Raw genomic sequence first — 15,439 nt, 5'->3', positions numbered from 1 at the left:
TTATAAATGGGTTAAAGAATTTACTCCAATCGGTTTAGGGGAAGAGTCCATGACTCCAAAGGAATTAGCCGCCATTCAAAAGGAAAACCTTCGGTTAAAGCAAGAAGTTGAAATCTTAAAAAAGGCTATGGCCATATTCGCGAAAAAGTAACCGAAACAGATCTTACCGAATTTATTGAGGAACACAAGAAACAATATCCCGTACAGAAGATGTGTGAAATACTAGAAATCCCAAGAAGCAGCCATTATCAGTCCCTTCAAATAGTCGTATCAAATCGCGAACAGGAAAACCAAGAACTCACGAAGGAAATTCATCTCATTTACCTGGAAAGCAAGGGACGATATGGGGCTCCAAAAATTCATGAAAGCTTATTAACCAAAGGGTTTTCCCTAAGTCTAAAGCGTGTTCAACGCTTAATGAGCAAGGCGCTGATTTGAACTCATTTCATTTACCCGTAAGACTAATTACAAGGGGTATGAAATCCTACGAATAAGTGAGCATTCGAGAGATATTCGCATCAAACTGAGGGAGTTGAAGAAGAAGTAGGATAAAATGAGATTTCTAGAAGCCTTCTGTAAAAAAAGAACACGAATGTGTCCTTTTTTTACGGTTCTTTGTGTTCATATTTCACCAATTTGATTGGAGCGTATTCTTTCGGTAAGTCTTTCATCAATTGGCGACTAGGTTCAACTGCAAAATAAAGAGTATCTTTACCTAACACTTTTTTATCTGTTGTAGGTGACAATGACACTTTTAGCATATATGAGAATTTTTCGCTAAAATCATTACCAAAATAGATAGATACCATTCCATAATCTGGGCCTTCGCTTGACGGACCGTAGCCAGTAGGTTTTAATCCCTTGCTCTTATAATAACTTTGAAAAGCTTCCATTATTTCCTTGTGGTATAAATCAGTTATAAAATAGCTGAAGTATCTGTTATTAAAGCTATTTGCTTCGGGAAAATTAGGTATTTTGTTTTCCTCATTCGTGTTTGATGCAGCAACGTTTGTACTTATTGTGAAACTAGAAACTAAAAGTATTATCATAATAAATCGTTTTATTTTCATATAGTACCTCCCATTTTAAATTTAATATGTCCTATGTAATTTATTTCAATTATTAGTTTTATTTCTGTAAGGCAAAAATTATCAACTAATGTGTTTTTTCTTATTAAGCTAACGTGGCAGGTTAGCAAGATTGTGAAGGTTTGTACTTAAACTAACGGGTGCGTTAGCGACATAAGAGGGCCGCCAATTGGCGGCCTTTTGAATTACAATAATCATACATTCGAATTAAAGTGAAAAAGTACCCTTAATAAAGGGACAGTTTAGTTTAATTAGTTCACGATTTATTCGTACTGTGTGCAATGAAGATTCAGTTTTGTTCCGTATGTGTTAAGAAACTTTAATATAAGAAAAATTTGCACGTGTTATAATTATATTCTTCCAATCAAAAAGATGGTTCATTTGGCTTGGTAGGCATAAGGGAAAGAGTCGAGCTGCTTGAAGGCGAAATGACGATTGATTCACAACCAGGGGCAGGCACTTTGGTGTTTATACAAATTCCCTATCATTTATAAATTTTTAGTGAATAGGCATTTAAATAGAAATTAGGAGGAAGAAGTCGTTGAAGACTAGTATCATCATTATCGATGACCATCAGCTTTTCCGTGAAGGCGTTAAGCGTATATTAGATTTTGAATCATCCTTTGATGTTGTTGCCGAAGGCGATGACGGAAGTGAGGCTATGGATCTTGTTGAAACACACAAACCAGATGTTGTTATCATGGATATTAACATGCCGAATATGAACGGGGTAGAAGCGACAAAAATGATTGTAAACCGTTACCCTGAAACGAAAGTCACCATTTTATCGATTCATGATGATGAAAACTATGTACAGCACGCATTGAAAACAGGAGCACAAGGTTACCTGTTAAAAGAAATGGACGCAGATGCGTTAATTGATGCTGTTCGTGTAGTCGCAGAAGGTGGCTCATACCTTCATCCGAAGGTGACACATAATCTAGTCAAAGGATATCGCCGTTTAGCTGCTGAAAAGGGTGCTGATCGTGATTCCGTGCATGCTGTTGAAATCAGAAGACCGATTCACCTATTGACTCGACGTGAGTGTGAAGTTCTTCAACTTTTAGCAGACGGAAAGAGCAACCGTGCCATCGGCGAAACTTTATACATCAGTGAAAAAACAGTCAAAAACCATGTGAGTAACATTCTTCAAAAAATGCATGTAAATGACCGTACACAAGCTGTTGTTCTAGCTATTAAAAACGGCTGGGTAGAAGTGAAATAATTTCAACCTATGATAAGTTCGGCTCTTCAGTTCTCACAATGTGTGCTGAAGAGACGGACTTTTTTTGTTAGATGCCGAACTCGGCATAAAACTATTCAACCATTTTTGTTTTACGTATTTATGGTAAAAGAGAAGGGCAGGTTAGTTCAACAATTTAATTGATTTTTTTTGGTAATATCGATAAAGGGATGGTGAGGAATTATGAAAAAGAATTATACGGTTTTCTTTTTACTTTTGTTTATTGTAGCTATTTCTAGTGGCATGGCACTTAAAAATTATTTCGACTATTCTATGATTATTGGAGTAGGATTAGCTACGATATTTCTTTTAGCTTCTTCCTTTTCTCTTGGGAAAAGGAACAGGGAAAATAACTCACATAATTAAATTGTTTTTTAAACTAACGCGTGCTTTACTACAATAAGGAAGGTTGCTGAGGCAGCCTTTTTCTTATGGCACTAACGGGGCAGTTTAGTTGAATAAGAACTTTTGGATAATTATACTAAATATATGCAAGAATAAGTATCCAAAATTATGGGGGATTTCTTATGATATATGATAATCTAAATAAAACAATTACCACTAAAAGGCTAGTACTAAGACTGTTTCAAAAATCTGATGCAGTAGCTGTTACTAAACTTTGTAATAATTATAATATTTATAAAAATACATTGTACCTACCTTATCCATACTCTATAGATGATGCTTTATCATGGATTGAGCATCATCTTGATAATTTTAATGCTAATAAATCATATGAATTTGCTATAACAGATAAGGAAAGTGGAGAATTATATGGAGCTATAGCGTTATCTAACAACCAAAAGTTTAATAATGGTGAATTAGCCTATTGGATTGGTGAAAAATTTTGGGGAAATGGATATGCTACAGAGGCAGCTCAAGCTATATTAAATTTTGCATTTGAAGAAAAGCAATACCATAAAGTATTTGCTCGTTTCTTTAATTCAAATCCAGCTTCAGGAAGAGTGATGCAAAAATTAGGATTGAAAAAAGAAGGGATATTAATTGACCATGTGAGGAAAGAAAATCGATTTGAAGATCTGGTGTATTTTGGAATTGTTAACTCAGTAGGATTATAGATTATACTGCTTATTTGTAATTGGTTTCGTTTTTTGCTTTAATTAAATAATATAAAAAAGCTAACTTTCTCTTTAAAGAGAAAGTTAGGCTTTTTTCATTTTTTATGTTTGGGTCCGACCTCGGCCCAAACCCTTATTAGAAAGCAAAGCAAGTACAACCAATACCCCATTTAGTTCCATCTTTTCCTATTACGGTATGAGTGTGTTGATGGAGAGGGTTACTGCAACTATGTTTGTGATCATGGGCATCCTGAGAAAGTATATTATGGGCTAGGTTAGCACCACCATAACCATAAACTCCCGTCGGTGACCAATCAGGTGATGCTGGCGGCAATTCAGGTGATAAATTTTTAAATTCATCATTTCCATAAACAACCTGCCCACCCATAATGGTGAGTAATGATTCAAGGTCTTTGATTTCTTCTTCTGGCACAGTAAAGTAGTCAGCAGACAATACAGCAATATCAGCAAACTGACCTACTGCAAGGGTACCCTTTTTATCTTCATCACCGGAGAACCATGCACTTCCTTTGGAATATAGTTCCAGGGCTACTTTTCTGTCAAGTTTATTCTTTTCATCGTATATCGAAAGACCACCAATGGTTTTTCCTGCAACCATCCAGTAAAGAGCAACCCAAGGGTTATAGCTGGAAACCCTCGTTGCATCACTACCGGCGCCAACAGGTATACCCAGGTCTAGCATACGATAAATCGGAGGAGTATGCTTTGCAGCTTCCTTTCCGTATAAATCAACAAAGTATTCACCTTGGAAAGCCATGCGGTCTTGGATGGCAATACCGCCATTTAATGCCTTAACACGTTCCATACTACGATCTGAGATTGTTTCTGCATGGTCAAACCACCAGCGTAGACCATTAAAAGGAATTTCTCTGTTGACTTCCTCAAAAACATTTAAGAAACGTGTTATTGACTCGTCATAAGTTGCATGTAAACGGAATGGCCAACGGTTTTCCACCAATAGAGAAATTACTTTCTTTAAGTCAGCTTCCATCACCGTAGCTAGGTCGGGACGCGGCATTTGAAATTTTTCAAAATCGGCCGCCGAGAATACTAACATTTCTCCGGCACCATTCATTTTATACTTATCATTTCCTTGACCCGGAGAAACAATTTTTGCCCATGAAGCAAAGTCTTCATATTCATGATCTGGATTTTGCGTAAATAGATTATAAGCAATACGCAAAGTTAATTGATCCTTCTCGGCTAAATGTTCAACAACTTTGTAATCATCAGGATAATTTTGGAATCCACCACCTGCGTCAATGGCACTTGTGATACCTAATCTATTTAATTCGCGCATAAAATGGCGAGTAGAGTTAATCTGGTCGTCAATATTAAGTACTGGAGCTCTACCCAAACTTGAATATAGAATAGAAGCGTTAGGATTGGCAATTAAAAGACCCGTTGGATTACCTCGTTTATCTCGCTGAATTAAACAGCCCGGAGGGTCTGGGGTATCTTTTGTGTATCCCAGTGCACGCAACCCTGCACGATTTACAAGTGCTCTATCGTAAAGATGTAGCACAAAGACAGGTGTGTCTTCAGAAACAGCATTAATCTCTTCCAAAGTTGGCATCCGTCTTTCTTTAAATTGAAATTCAGACCAACCTCCAACTACTCTTACCCACTGGGGAGCAGGTGTACGCCTTGCCTGCTCTCTAAGCATTTCCAGAGCAATAGCAAGTGATGGCACACCTTCCCAGCGCAATTCCATATTATAATGAAGACCGCCACGAATAACGTGTATATGAGAGTCATTCAAGCCCGGAATAGCTCTCTTTCTTTTAAGGTCTATTTTTTTGGTTTTTTCTGTGGCACTATCAAGAAGCTCATCTCCACCTACTGCAGTGATTAAACCATCAGTTATGGCGATAGCCGATACCTCAGGTTGAGATGGGTCAAGGGTAGTGATTTTTCCGTTATATAAGATCATATCCGGTAAATTCATGTTTACACCTCGTCTACTTCCTATTATTCTGTAACCATGGATGAAATATTTTACCGAGAATCGGCATTACTACCCATGATAGCAAAGACACTATACATACTGAAACAAAAAAAGTTGACATAATAGGATTCATATTTTTTATAATAGGTCCTATCACTATAGGAACCAACTTGCTAAGAGGCCATACACCAAGAACGGTAACAATGGACATTTTCCATTTTGGCGGTGGAACTGGCGATTTCGGAGTAACAAACCAATAAGCCAAACTGCTTTCAGTTTTGTAAGTTGGATTAGTAGCTTGAAATGGTTCTGCCTTTTTTAACAAATCTCGACGAATATCTGATTCTTGCCAAGCACGTAGATGCTCATACGTATCAAAGCGAAAAACAACAGTATACTCTCTGGATCCGTTATTGGGGACTATTAGATTTACGCCTAAATGCCCAGGAAATTTAGTAGCCGCAACTTCAATTTCATGTCTCCACGTTTCAAACTGTTTTTCTCTACCTTCTTGAATTTCCCATGTAACAATCGTTGTTACTGGACCACCAGCATCCATAGTGTTCCCTGTATGAGTTTCTCCGACAGTTACTCTTTCTTGATTCATATTTTCCTGCTTGGAGGCGCGCCATGTACCATGGTATATGCGTATTCCACGCCTTGACCATAAGCACCAGTGTGTTCTTTTACAATTTCCATAACAGCATCATAAGTGTCTTTGCGTGCCCAGTCACGTTGGTATTCAAGTAAAACTTGAATTGCTGTCACTGGAATTGCTCCAGCTTGTTCTACACGACGCATAGCAGCGTTATGTGCTGTCAAACTAGTACCACCTGAAGCATCATCAACTGCATAAACTTCATAGCCAGCTTTAATTGCTTCAAGCACAGGAAATGCAAGGCAAACTTCAGTCCAAAGTGCTGCAAATATCAATTTCTTTCTACCTGTTGCTTTAACTGCCTCAACAAATTTTGAATCTTCCCAAGAGTTCATTGAACTACGTTCTATAATTTCATGGTTTGGGAAAATGTCAAGAATTTGTGGCCAAAAATAACCAGAAAAGCTTTGTGTTTCAACTGAAGTAAGAATAGTAGGTACGTTAAAAGCTTTTGCTGATTTAGCAAGCAGCATAACGTTATTCATTAATGTTTGTCTGTCAATGCTTGCAACTCCAAAAGTCATTTGAGGCTGAAAATCGATCAAAATTAATGCACTGTTCTCCGGGGTTAACAATTCTAAATTACTCATAATAAAACACTCCTTCTTTTAAATTGTTTCATCTTAAAGGCAATTATTAGTTTCAGCTATAATCGAAAAAATAAAAGCCTTGCTATACTTCTTATTTAAAAAGGAGCGCTGATTAAATCAGCGCTAAATTTATGCATTTTGTTTACTAAGATCTCGCTGAGCTCCCATATAGCTTCCAATTATATTCTGATAACCTGGAAGATTACTAGCAAGTAAATTGCCAAAACCTTCGACATCGTTGCGCCAATCGCGTTGTAATTCGCACGCTACGCTAAACCAGTTCATAAGTTGCACGCCACTATGTGCCATACGCGTATTGGCAGCTTCTGCAACTTGTTTACTGAAAGTTCCTGAAGCATCTGTAACAGCAAATACTTCATACCCAGCTTTTATAGCGGAAAGTGCCGGGAAAGCAACGCAAACATCCGTAACTACGCCCGCGATAATAAGTTGTTTTTTTCCAGTTTTTTCGATTGCTTTTACAAAGTCATCATTATCCCATGCGTTAATTTGTCCAGGACGAGCTATTTTTGGCGCGTTAGGAAAAAGATCAACCAATTCTTGCATTAGTGGTCCATTAGGTCCGTTTTCAAAGCTTGTTGTTAAAATAACTGGTAAATCAAAAAACTTAGCAGTGTGAGCAAGAGCCAAAACATTGTTCTTAAATTCATCAACACCATAGTCACGAACTAGTCCAGCCATAAGGCCAGTTTGATGATCCACTAAAAGAACGACAGCATCATCTTTGGAAATACGAGAATAGAGATCAGACATTATGTATTCCTCCTAAAAATTAAGTAATCGAAGAAAGTTTAAATATTATTATAAATTCCTTCGTTTGTTACAATCGATTTATGACTAAACTGATTGTTAATGTTAGTTTAGATATAAACTCAAGACAAGTCAATAATTTCCTCAAAAGTTAGAAAAAACAATTAGACTATTTTTGAAAAGTGCTTCTATTAATCTAAAGCAGGAGTTTTATCTATCCAATTTATAAATTGTTGTAAATAAAGCTGAAGATAACGTTTTGTCTTTTCGTCAGTAAGCACTTTCTGATTGGAATCAATCTTTTCATGTACTTGGGAAATCAGCACTTTTTGAAATGGAAGAACATGAGCTTGCATAGCTTCTAGTATTTCTCTGATTTGTATTTGAGCATAAACAGTACCTAATCCCCCAGGAGTTGCACCAATTAAACCAACCGGTTTTCTACTAAGAACAGCGGATTCCCTAGGTCTTGATGCCCAGTCCAATGCATTCTTTAATACGCCTGGAATTCCAGAATTGTACTCTGGACTTATAATAATGATACCGTCAACGTCCTGGATAGCAGATTTAAATGATGTCACTGTTTCTGGAACACTTGTTTCTAAGTCTTCATTGAATAAAGGTAGATCATTAATCTCGATCCAACGAAATTGATGGGAATCATCCATCTCTGTTAATGATTGAGCAATGATTCGATTATAAGAGTTTTTTCGTAAACTACCACAAATAAGGCCTATTGTCTTAGTCATATATTTCCTCCTATTCTAAAATCAACTCATTTTACCATAATATGCTAAAATGAAAAAATGGCTTTATACCTAACCTTCAGACTATTTAATTTGAAGAAGTGTTTATCACAAAAAATTTAGGATGTAAGAAATTCTGATTAGTTTTCTTATTATTGGCTCGTGTATTGCAAGCTATGGCAAATGGTCTATGTCTATATTATTTTCTCTTCCAATCACTATATATTTCCAGCATACTAGTAACTATAAAAAAATTGGAGGGAGTGCAGAAATGGAAGAAAAGAAAGTGACGTGGCTAGAACTCTTTTATGATTTGTTATTTGTGGCAGCGGTTGCGGCTGCGACTCATGTTTTACTTCATGTTGAAGATGGTCATATCCATGCAGAGTATTTAGTAAAGTTTGTCTTAATTTTTATTCCGATCTGGTGGGCTTGGGTAGGGCAAACCATCTTTGTTAACCGGTTTGGAAAAGATTTATTTCATCAACGAATCTTTTTGATCCTACAAATGTTTTTTGTCCTAATAATGACATCAAGCTTATCAGCTGATTTTGATCCTTATTATCTTTCTTTTTTAATTGGTTATATTGGCTTAAGGGCTGTGACTGCAATCCAATATCTTATTGTCCAGCAGATAGAAACAGGTGTTCGTAAGCGAGCAGCTCTTTTTTTGGGAAGATATTTTTGGATAGGAATCGTTATTTCATTATTATCCGTCTTTTTTGATTCTTGGATTCGATATGCTGTGTTGTATTTGGGAATTCTTATCGATATTATTGTCCCACTGCTTGGAAGAAAGTGTTTAGAAAAGGTTCCGACAAATACAGCCCACTTGTTAGAGAGATTTGGTCTATTTTCCATTATTCTCTTTGGGGAAGCTTATAAGCACTCTTGCGGTCATTCAACCTAAACAAGGAAATTTGGATTCAATAAGCTTTGCAATCATTTCATTTATCCTCATTATTTCGATGTGGTGGCAATATTTTGATAACATGGAGAAAAAACTCGACAAGTCTAGACAAACTTCCGGTCAAATTATTATTTACGGTCATCTGTTTAATGTCTTTGAGTATGGTTGCAGCATCCATTAGACTATTATTTTTACATGAGGTCCAATATTCTTTTATCCTATATTTTATTTTTGGTTCTGTATTGCTCTATTTCCTGTCAACTACAATTGTTTTTCATCAATACAGGTTTGAGCAACACCGTTTGAAAATTCATCATTTTTGCTTGTTTTTAGGGATTTTAGCAGTCTTTTTCGGTATTAATTTGTTTGTAGTTATACCAAATATTATGATAATAGGACAATTAACCCTGTTTTTTATCATCTATGCTAAATTAACAACTATATAAATAAAAGCATCAAATAAACCAGTATCAAACTATAGTGCTGGTTTATTTGTATATATTGGTAGTTTTTACATTTGACATTAAATCAGTTTATCCATAAATTGTTTGTAACAAATAAGAATGAGGTGACATTGATGAAAGATAATATAACGAATCGGTTCTCAACTAAAAAAGAGGAACGGCTAGGATTAATGTTATGGTTTCGAAATAACACGAATATATAACCAGAGTATCCGGGAATTCAATCAACATTTTAAAAAATGGAATCTAACTGCAGCTCAATTCGATATCTTAGTTCAAGTGGGTTCTCATGAACGATTGTCACAACAAGAACTAGCAAATAAGCTTTTTGTTACGAAAGGAAATATTACTCAGCTTTTAAGTAAAATGGAATATTTGGGATTTATTAATCGGAAACAGGATTGGAAAACAAAATACCTTTCATTGACTGAGGTAGGCAAAGATTTTTTAAATGAAGTTGTTTCGAAACAAGAACAATTTCAGGCATCACAATTTTCCAACTTGAATTATAAGGAAAAAAAACAGCTTCTAGATTTACTTAGGAAAATTCAAAATCATCACTAATTGTAAATACTTGTAAACTCAAAAGCGCTATTCAACTTCAAGTGAGTGATTAAAAGTAGTCGTTGTTGCAAAGTTATCTACTTCTGATTGAATAAAGGTGAATCTTCTTGCTATTTCAAATAGTAATCGCTAATTCAATATAGCTTCCTGGTGAAAACTTCAATAATGTCAACCTCAATTATAACTTTTTTCTCCTTCTGACCTATTTCATATGAATCATTGGAAATCATATATCATCAATATCACTTTGATATCGAAAATGTTGGGCGATACCCCTTTATTTAACCAACTTAATAATGGGTATTGTGAATAATTTCCATGCTTCTTTTTTTAATAAAATTAAAGATCCAATATTTATAGACAATAAAAAACTTCGGACAAAGGAAAAAACACCCATAAAGTCGTATATACAATTATCGACAAATTGGCGATGCTTTTTAAGGTAGTGTCTAACCAGAAATAAAAATGGGAGTGAAAATAAAATGAGTAAAAAAACGATGGGTATTCACCACATTACTGCAATTGTTGGTCATCCTCAAGAGAATGTTGATTTCTATGCAGGTGTATTAGGTTTACGTTTAGTGAAAAAAACTGTCAATTTTGATGACCCAGGTACCTACCATCTTTATTTTGGTAATGAGGGTGGAAAACCAGGAACAATCATGACATTTTTTCCATGGGCAGGAGCTAGTCAAGGAAAAATTGGTGATGGTCAAGTAGGCGTTACATCTTATGTTGTTCCAAAAGGAGCTATGAAGTTCTGGAAAAAAAGACTGGAATCCTTCACTATTCCTTTTACTGTAAGGGAGCGCTTTAGCGAGGAATACTTGGAATTTGATGACCCTCATGGGCTACACTTGGAAATTGTTGAAAGGGAAGAAGGGGAAGTAAATACATGGACCTTTGGCGGGGTAACACCTGAGGTAGCTATTAAAGGCTTTGGCGGTGCTACTTTATTATCGACCTATCCTGACAAAACGGCTGTATTGTTAGAAAACATATTGGGACTAGAATTAATAGGCAAGGAAGGCGACTTTGCACGTTACCGTTCTTCAGCAGAAATTGGCAATGTCATTGACTTAAAATTAACGCCAATAGGACGCGGGACAATGGGTGCTGGAACCGTACACCACATTGCATGGCGGGCAAAGGATGATCAAGACCAATTGGAATGGCAAAAATATGTTGAGGAAAATGGATATGGGGTAACTCCTGTACGAGATCGAAACTATTTTAATGCGATTTACTTTAAAGAACACGGGGAAATTCTCTTTGAGATTGCAACAGATCCTCCAGGATTTGCCCACGATGAATCCGAAGCGACGATGGGAGAAAAATTAATGTTGCCAGAGCAGTATGAAGAGTTTAGAGGGCAGATTAAACAAAGTTTATTACCATTTGAGGTAAGAGAATTAGAGTTGTGAGTTGGTTAGCTGGTACAAATTATGCAAAATTAGGTGAGATTTATTCTATAGAGAGACCTAATTAATTTCTTGATCAAAGTAATGAAAAGAATAGGAATGGTGAGGTTGCAAAAAACAACAGGGATCCATCATATAACAGCAATGGTGAACGATGCCCAGAGAAGTATTGATTTTTATGCTGGCATACTGGGGTTAAGACTTGTAAAAAAGACGATAAACTTTGATCGTCCAGAAGTCTATCATCTTTATTTTGGAAATGAAACTGGTCAACCTGGATCTGTTATAACTTTTTTTCCGTGGCCAAAGCAGTTAAAAGGTCGAATTGGTACAGGACAGGTTGGAGTAACCAGTTTTAACATCCCGAATCAATCGATTGAATTTTGGGAAAATCGTTTGAAAAAATTTAGAATTAGGTTTATTCAATCAGTACGTTTTGGAGAAAAATATTTACAATTTCAAAATCCAGATGGCCTCGAAATTGAATTAGTGGAACGAAATGAAGGGCCAAAAAATAATTGGAGTTTTGGAGAAGTCGATTCAGAGGTTGCAATTAAAGGGCTTGGTGGTGCTATTTTAATTTCAACTCAGCCTAATAAAACTGCGAATGTGCTTGAAAAGGTATTAGGGCTCGAATGTCTTGGGCAAGAAGCGAGCTTCCTTAGGTTTAAATCTGAGGGTCAGTTTGGAAATACAATTGATATTAAACTAACTCCTTCGGTTCGCGGGTTAAAAGGGGCTGGAACTGTTCACCATATCGCATGGAGGGCAAAGGATGAACAAGAGCTTTTGAGATGGAGAACACTTCTTCAAGATAAGGAGTATTATCCGACTGAGATTCGTGATCGAAACTACTTCAAAGCTGTGTATTTCCATGAACAAGGCGGTATCCTTTTTGAAATAGCGACCGATCCGCCAGGCTTTTCTGTTGATGAAGCTGTCGCTGAGCTTGGAAATAAACTGATGTTACCATCTTGGCTGGAGCCAAAACGAGAAGAATTAGAAGAAGCCTTACCTACTGTGGAAGTTCGCGTTCTAGAGGGAGATCAATCATGAAACATATATTTAATAAGGGTAAAGATATAACAAAACCGACGTTATTATTACTACATGGTACTGGCGGAAATGAATTAGATTTATTACCTATAGCGGGAAGAATTGATGACGAAGCTTCAGTGCTAAGTGTCCGCGGAAATGTATTGGAAAATGGAATGCCTCGATTCTTTCGGAGATTAGCTGAAGGTGTATTCGATGAAGAAGATCTGATTTTCCGTACGGAAGAATTAAATCAGTTTCTTGATGATTCTGCTGCAAAGTATAATTTTGATCGAGAAAACATCATTGCTATTGGCTACTCAAATGGAGCTAATATAGCTGCTAGTTTATTATTTCACTATCAAAATGCATTAAAGGGAGCAATTCTCCATCACCCGATGGTACCGAGAAAAGGAATTGTTCTTCCTGATTTGTTGGGAAAGTCAGTATTTATTGCTGCTGGTAAAAATGATCCCATATGTTCGCCGATGGAATCTACCGAACTTCAATCTTTATTGGAGAAGGCTAATGCAAAAGTTGAAATTCATTGGGAAAATAGGGGGCATCAATTGACTGCTGATGAAGTTGAAGCTGCGGCTCACTGGTATCGTAGGTCTTTTAAACTTTAGTAATACAAATTAATTTTTTTGTAAATAACTTAAAATTTACAGCGTGAAATCGACAAATAAGCCTTGATGTAATTAGGGAGGGCTGTGATTCCTCATTTCAACTTTTTGGAGTTGCTTAGAAATCTCTAATTCGATTTTCCAGTTTTTCAATAATTTATACACCTTGATTTAAATGTTTTTTACAAATAAATTATAATCTAATATATTAATTGATTTAATGTTTATTTTTACATAATTTTACATTTTTTGATAGTATGGAATATTATTATCCTATAAACACTATTCAAAATAATATATTTTAAATGTTTTTTGAGTAAAGAGTTTTTTGATCAGAGAGGCAAGAATATAGGTTTAATAATGAAAATTAATGGGGAGGAAATTTATATGGCAAAAGTTACTGTAGGTAATGAAAATCAAGCTCCAGTTGAACTCTATTATGAGGACCATGGTTCAGGAAAACCCGTTGTCTTAATACATGGTTGGCCTTTAAGTGGGCGCTCTTGGGAATATCAGGTACCAGCTCTTATTGAAGCTGGTTACAGAGTCATAACATATGATCGTCGAGGATTTGGAAAATCATCTCAGCCGTGGGAAGGATATGAATATGATACATTTGCTTCTGATTTACATCAACTTTTAGAACATTTAGATCTTCAAAATGTCACACTTGTTGGTTTTTCTATGGGTGGAGGTGAGGTAGCTCGATACATTAGTACGTATGGAACAGATCGTATTGAAAAGGCTGTTTTTGCTGGAGCAGTTCCTCCTTATTTATACAAATCAGTGGTACATCCCGAAGGGGCATTAGATGATGCAGCAATTGAAGAATTCAAAAGTGGCGTGATAAATGACCGCCTTGCATTTCTTGAAGAATTTACGAAGGGATTTTTCGCGGCTGGCAATCGAACAGATTTAGTTAGTGAGCCATTCCGTTTATATAATCGGGATATTGCAGCTAGTGCATCACCTAAGGGAACGCTCGATTGTATTACTGCCTTTAGTAAGACAGATTTTAGAAAGGACTTGGAAAAGTTCAATATACCTACGCTTATTATTCACGGTGACTCTGATGCAACCGTACCTTTTGAGTTAAGTGGAAAACGTACATATGATTCCATTCCTAGTAGTAAGCTCGCTCTAATAAAGGGTGGTCCGCATGGATTAAACGCAACTCATGCAAAAGAATTTAATGAAGCGTTACTAACATTTTTAAAAGATTAATAAGAAGGAGTAGCAGTCTTCTTTCTTTTTTATAAGGTTGTAGAAAAACTCTTAATTTTATCGTATGAGACGGTGTGGAGGGTTTGCTAGAAGTGACCATAATAACAAAAGACAAAATGTTAAAGCAGTAAAATAACTCCTTAGTCTCATGCACTTTAGTTGAAAAAGCATCACAAAAGGATCTTCAGATCTGAACCCAAAAAGTTAGGCACGAAATTTAAGCAACTTCCTTGGCATGAATTCGGTGTCAAGCTAGACTAAATAAATATAAAAGAAGATACTGGTTAGGAGAAAAACATTACTTGAATATAGAGAAACCAATTAGAAATGCAGATATAATATATAATGTATGAATATTTTTTCGTGAACTCTAGTGTTATTTTCCTTCTACGGCTCTTTTTGGTTGTTCCACAAAACCAGCTAATAGTTGGTAACTACTTATTCAAGAATCGGGAGCGATTGCGGAGTAAAACTTAGATTTTTAAACGACTTTAATGCTAAAGCATACTTTATAAAAAATTTAACAACTTTAATTTACCCCCATCTAAAACAGGACGGGGGTATGCCTGTTTGAAGTATTAAATTTAAATAACTTATTGTAATCTTGACATTTCCTTATTGCTGGTGGTGACAGCCTCGTTGGTACTACCCCTACTAAGCTTATGATTTAGTTCTCCATATATAAAGCTTCGTAATTGGTGGAGATATGCTGAATTATTCGCCAAATAGTGGACCGACAGTGAATTAGTGGGTTCAACCAAAAATATCTGGCTGAACTTATTTACTAAAAGGTGCGTTAGCTGAAGATCAGAGCTGTCTTTAAGGCAGCTTTTTCGTGCGCCCGGCATGGGTGCAATCTATAGGGTGAAAGTCCCGAACCATGAAGGCAGTAGTAGTGGTTAGCTTAATGCAAGGGTGTCCACGGTGACGTGGAATCTGAAGGAAGCAAGCGGCAAACCTTCGGTCTGAGGAACACGAACTTCATATAAGGCTAGGTATCATTGGATGAGTTTGCGAAACAAAACAAAGTCCTTACTGCCGAAGGTGGTAC

General features: G+C 36.2%; 13 protein-coding genes and 2 pseudogenes. 9 read left to right on the top strand and 6 right to left on the bottom strand.

All coding sequences use genetic code 11. The features are described from left to right. Positions 1–210: 210 nt before the first annotated feature. Positions 211–438, top strand: a complete 228-nt coding sequence (locus J7J00_RS19285; protein ID WP_214793640.1) for an IS3 family transposase — start codon at positions 211–213, stop codon at positions 436–438. A gap of 167 nt (positions 439–605) precedes the next feature. Here the strand turns inward: J7J00_RS19285 and J7J00_RS19280 are convergent, their stop codons facing one another. Continuing rightward, positions 606–1,070 (bottom strand): hypothetical protein, encoded by a 465-nt coding sequence (locus J7J00_RS19280; RefSeq protein WP_214793637.1) that lies wholly within the window; start codon positions 1,068–1,070, stop codon positions 606–608. A 559-nt stretch (positions 1,071–1,629) separates the two neighbouring features. On the opposite strand from J7J00_RS19280, the gene J7J00_RS19275 reads away from it, so the two are divergent. Beyond that, entirely contained in the window at positions 1,630–2,313 is a 684-nt protein-coding gene (locus J7J00_RS19275; RefSeq protein WP_214793634.1) for a response regulator, read from the top strand. Between the two features lie 545 nt (positions 2,314–2,858). Continuing rightward, on the top strand, positions 2,859–3,410 hold the full coding sequence (locus tag J7J00_RS19270) for a GNAT family N-acetyltransferase (protein WP_214793631.1): 552 nt from the start codon (positions 2,859–2,861) through the stop codon (positions 3,408–3,410). Positions 3,411–3,546: 136 nt separating this feature from the next. Here the strand turns inward: J7J00_RS19270 and J7J00_RS19265 are convergent, their stop codons facing one another. The 5 genes from J7J00_RS19265 to J7J00_RS19245 all read right to left on the bottom strand — a co-directional run bounded on the left by J7J00_RS19265 (position 3,547) and on the right by J7J00_RS19245 (position 8,147). Continuing rightward, positions 3,547–5,379, bottom strand: a complete 1,833-nt coding sequence (locus J7J00_RS19265; RefSeq protein WP_214793629.1) for an amidohydrolase — start codon at positions 5,377–5,379, stop codon at positions 3,547–3,549. Between the two features lie 13 nt (positions 5,380–5,392). Then, entirely contained in the window at positions 5,393–5,986 is a 594-nt protein-coding gene (locus tag J7J00_RS19260) for an antibiotic biosynthesis monooxygenase (RefSeq protein ID WP_214793626.1), read from the bottom strand. After that, complete coding sequence (locus J7J00_RS19255; protein WP_214793623.1) at positions 5,983–6,627, bottom strand: hydrolase; 645 nt, start codon at positions 6,625–6,627, stop codon at positions 5,983–5,985. The genes J7J00_RS19260 and J7J00_RS19255 overlap by 4 nt, the downstream gene beginning before the upstream one ends. Positions 6,628–6,756: 129 nt before the next feature. Next, the gene (gene ycaC / locus J7J00_RS19250) at positions 6,757–7,401 is read right to left on the bottom strand and encodes an isochorismate family cysteine hydrolase YcaC (RefSeq protein WP_214793620.1); all 645 of its coding nucleotides are present in this window, start codon (positions 7,399–7,401) and stop codon (positions 6,757–6,759) included. A gap of 188 nt (positions 7,402–7,589) precedes the next feature. Continuing rightward, on the bottom strand, positions 7,590–8,147 hold the full coding sequence (locus tag J7J00_RS19245) for an NADPH-dependent FMN reductase (RefSeq protein ID WP_214793618.1): 558 nt from the start codon (positions 8,145–8,147) through the stop codon (positions 7,590–7,592). A 268-nt stretch (positions 8,148–8,415) separates the two neighbouring features. On the opposite strand from J7J00_RS19245, the pseudogene J7J00_RS19240 reads away from it, so the two are divergent. The 6 genes and pseudogenes from J7J00_RS19240 (at position 8,416) to J7J00_RS19215 (ending at position 14,388) form a co-directional block, all read left to right on the top strand. Next, a pseudogene (locus J7J00_RS19240) lies at positions 8,416–9,500 on the top strand (low temperature requirement protein A). 131 nt (positions 9,501–9,631) lie between these two features. After that, positions 9,632–10,082: pseudogene (locus J7J00_RS19235) on the top strand (MarR family winged helix-turn-helix transcriptional regulator). A gap of 482 nt (positions 10,083–10,564) precedes the next feature. Next, a complete protein-coding gene (locus J7J00_RS19230) occupies positions 10,565–11,506 on the top strand; it encodes a ring-cleaving dioxygenase (protein ID WP_214793614.1) in 942 nt (313 codons plus the stop codon). An 81-nt stretch (positions 11,507–11,587) separates the two neighbouring features. Further along, the gene (locus J7J00_RS19225; RefSeq protein WP_286201471.1) at positions 11,588–12,559 is read left to right on the top strand and encodes a ring-cleaving dioxygenase; all 972 of its coding nucleotides are present in this window, start codon (positions 11,588–11,590) and stop codon (positions 12,557–12,559) included. Next, positions 12,556–13,167, top strand: a complete 612-nt coding sequence (locus tag J7J00_RS19220) for an alpha/beta hydrolase (protein WP_214793611.1) — start codon at positions 12,556–12,558, stop codon at positions 13,165–13,167. Before J7J00_RS19225 ends, J7J00_RS19220 begins: the two co-directional genes overlap by 4 nt. Before the next feature lie 384 nt (positions 13,168–13,551). Further along, a complete protein-coding gene (locus J7J00_RS19215; protein ID WP_214793608.1) occupies positions 13,552–14,388 on the top strand; it encodes an alpha/beta fold hydrolase in 837 nt (278 codons plus the stop codon). Positions 14,389–15,439: the final 1,051 nt, after the last annotated feature.

The organism is Bacillus sp. ISL-4 (assembly GCF_018613275.1).
Classification (GTDB): domain Bacteria; phylum Bacillota; class Bacilli; order Bacillales; family DSM-1321; genus Peribacillus; species Peribacillus simplex_E.
Note: the sequence above shows the minus strand (reverse complement) of the source record. Positions and strands in the feature narration are given on the sequence as shown.

Coding starts and splice junctions, on each gene's coding strand:
- J7J00_RS19230 (WP_214793614.1), top strand. CDS start 10,565: ATGAGTAAAAAAACGATGGGTATTCACCACATTACTGCAATTGTTGGT.
- J7J00_RS19280 (WP_214793637.1), bottom strand. CDS start 1,070: ATGAAAATAAAACGATTTATTATGATAATACTTTTAGTTTCTAGTTTC.
- J7J00_RS19270 (WP_214793631.1), top strand. CDS start 2,859: ATGATATATGATAATCTAAATAAAACAATTACCACTAAAAGGCTAGTA.
- J7J00_RS19260 (WP_214793626.1), bottom strand. CDS start 5,986: ATGAATCAAGAAAGAGTAACTGTCGGAGAAACTCATACAGGGAACACT.
- J7J00_RS19255 (WP_214793623.1), bottom strand. CDS start 6,627: ATGAGTAATTTAGAATTGTTAACCCCGGAGAACAGTGCATTAATTTTG.
- J7J00_RS19285 (WP_214793640.1), top strand. CDS start 211: ATGTGTGAAATACTAGAAATCCCAAGAAGCAGCCATTATCAGTCCCTT.
- J7J00_RS19225 (WP_286201471.1), top strand. CDS start 11,588: ATGAAAAGAATAGGAATGGTGAGGTTGCAAAAAACAACAGGGATCCAT.
- J7J00_RS19265 (WP_214793629.1), bottom strand. CDS start 5,379: ATGAATTTACCGGATATGATCTTATATAACGGAAAAATCACTACCCTT.
- ycaC (WP_214793620.1), bottom strand. CDS start 7,401: ATGTCTGATCTCTATTCTCGTATTTCCAAAGATGATGCTGTCGTTCTT.
- J7J00_RS19245 (WP_214793618.1), bottom strand. CDS start 8,147: ATGACTAAGACAATAGGCCTTATTTGTGGTAGTTTACGAAAAAACTCT.
- J7J00_RS19215 (WP_214793608.1), top strand. CDS start 13,552: ATGGCAAAAGTTACTGTAGGTAATGAAAATCAAGCTCCAGTTGAACTC.
- J7J00_RS19220 (WP_214793611.1), top strand. CDS start 12,556: ATGAAACATATATTTAATAAGGGTAAAGATATAACAAAACCGACGTTA.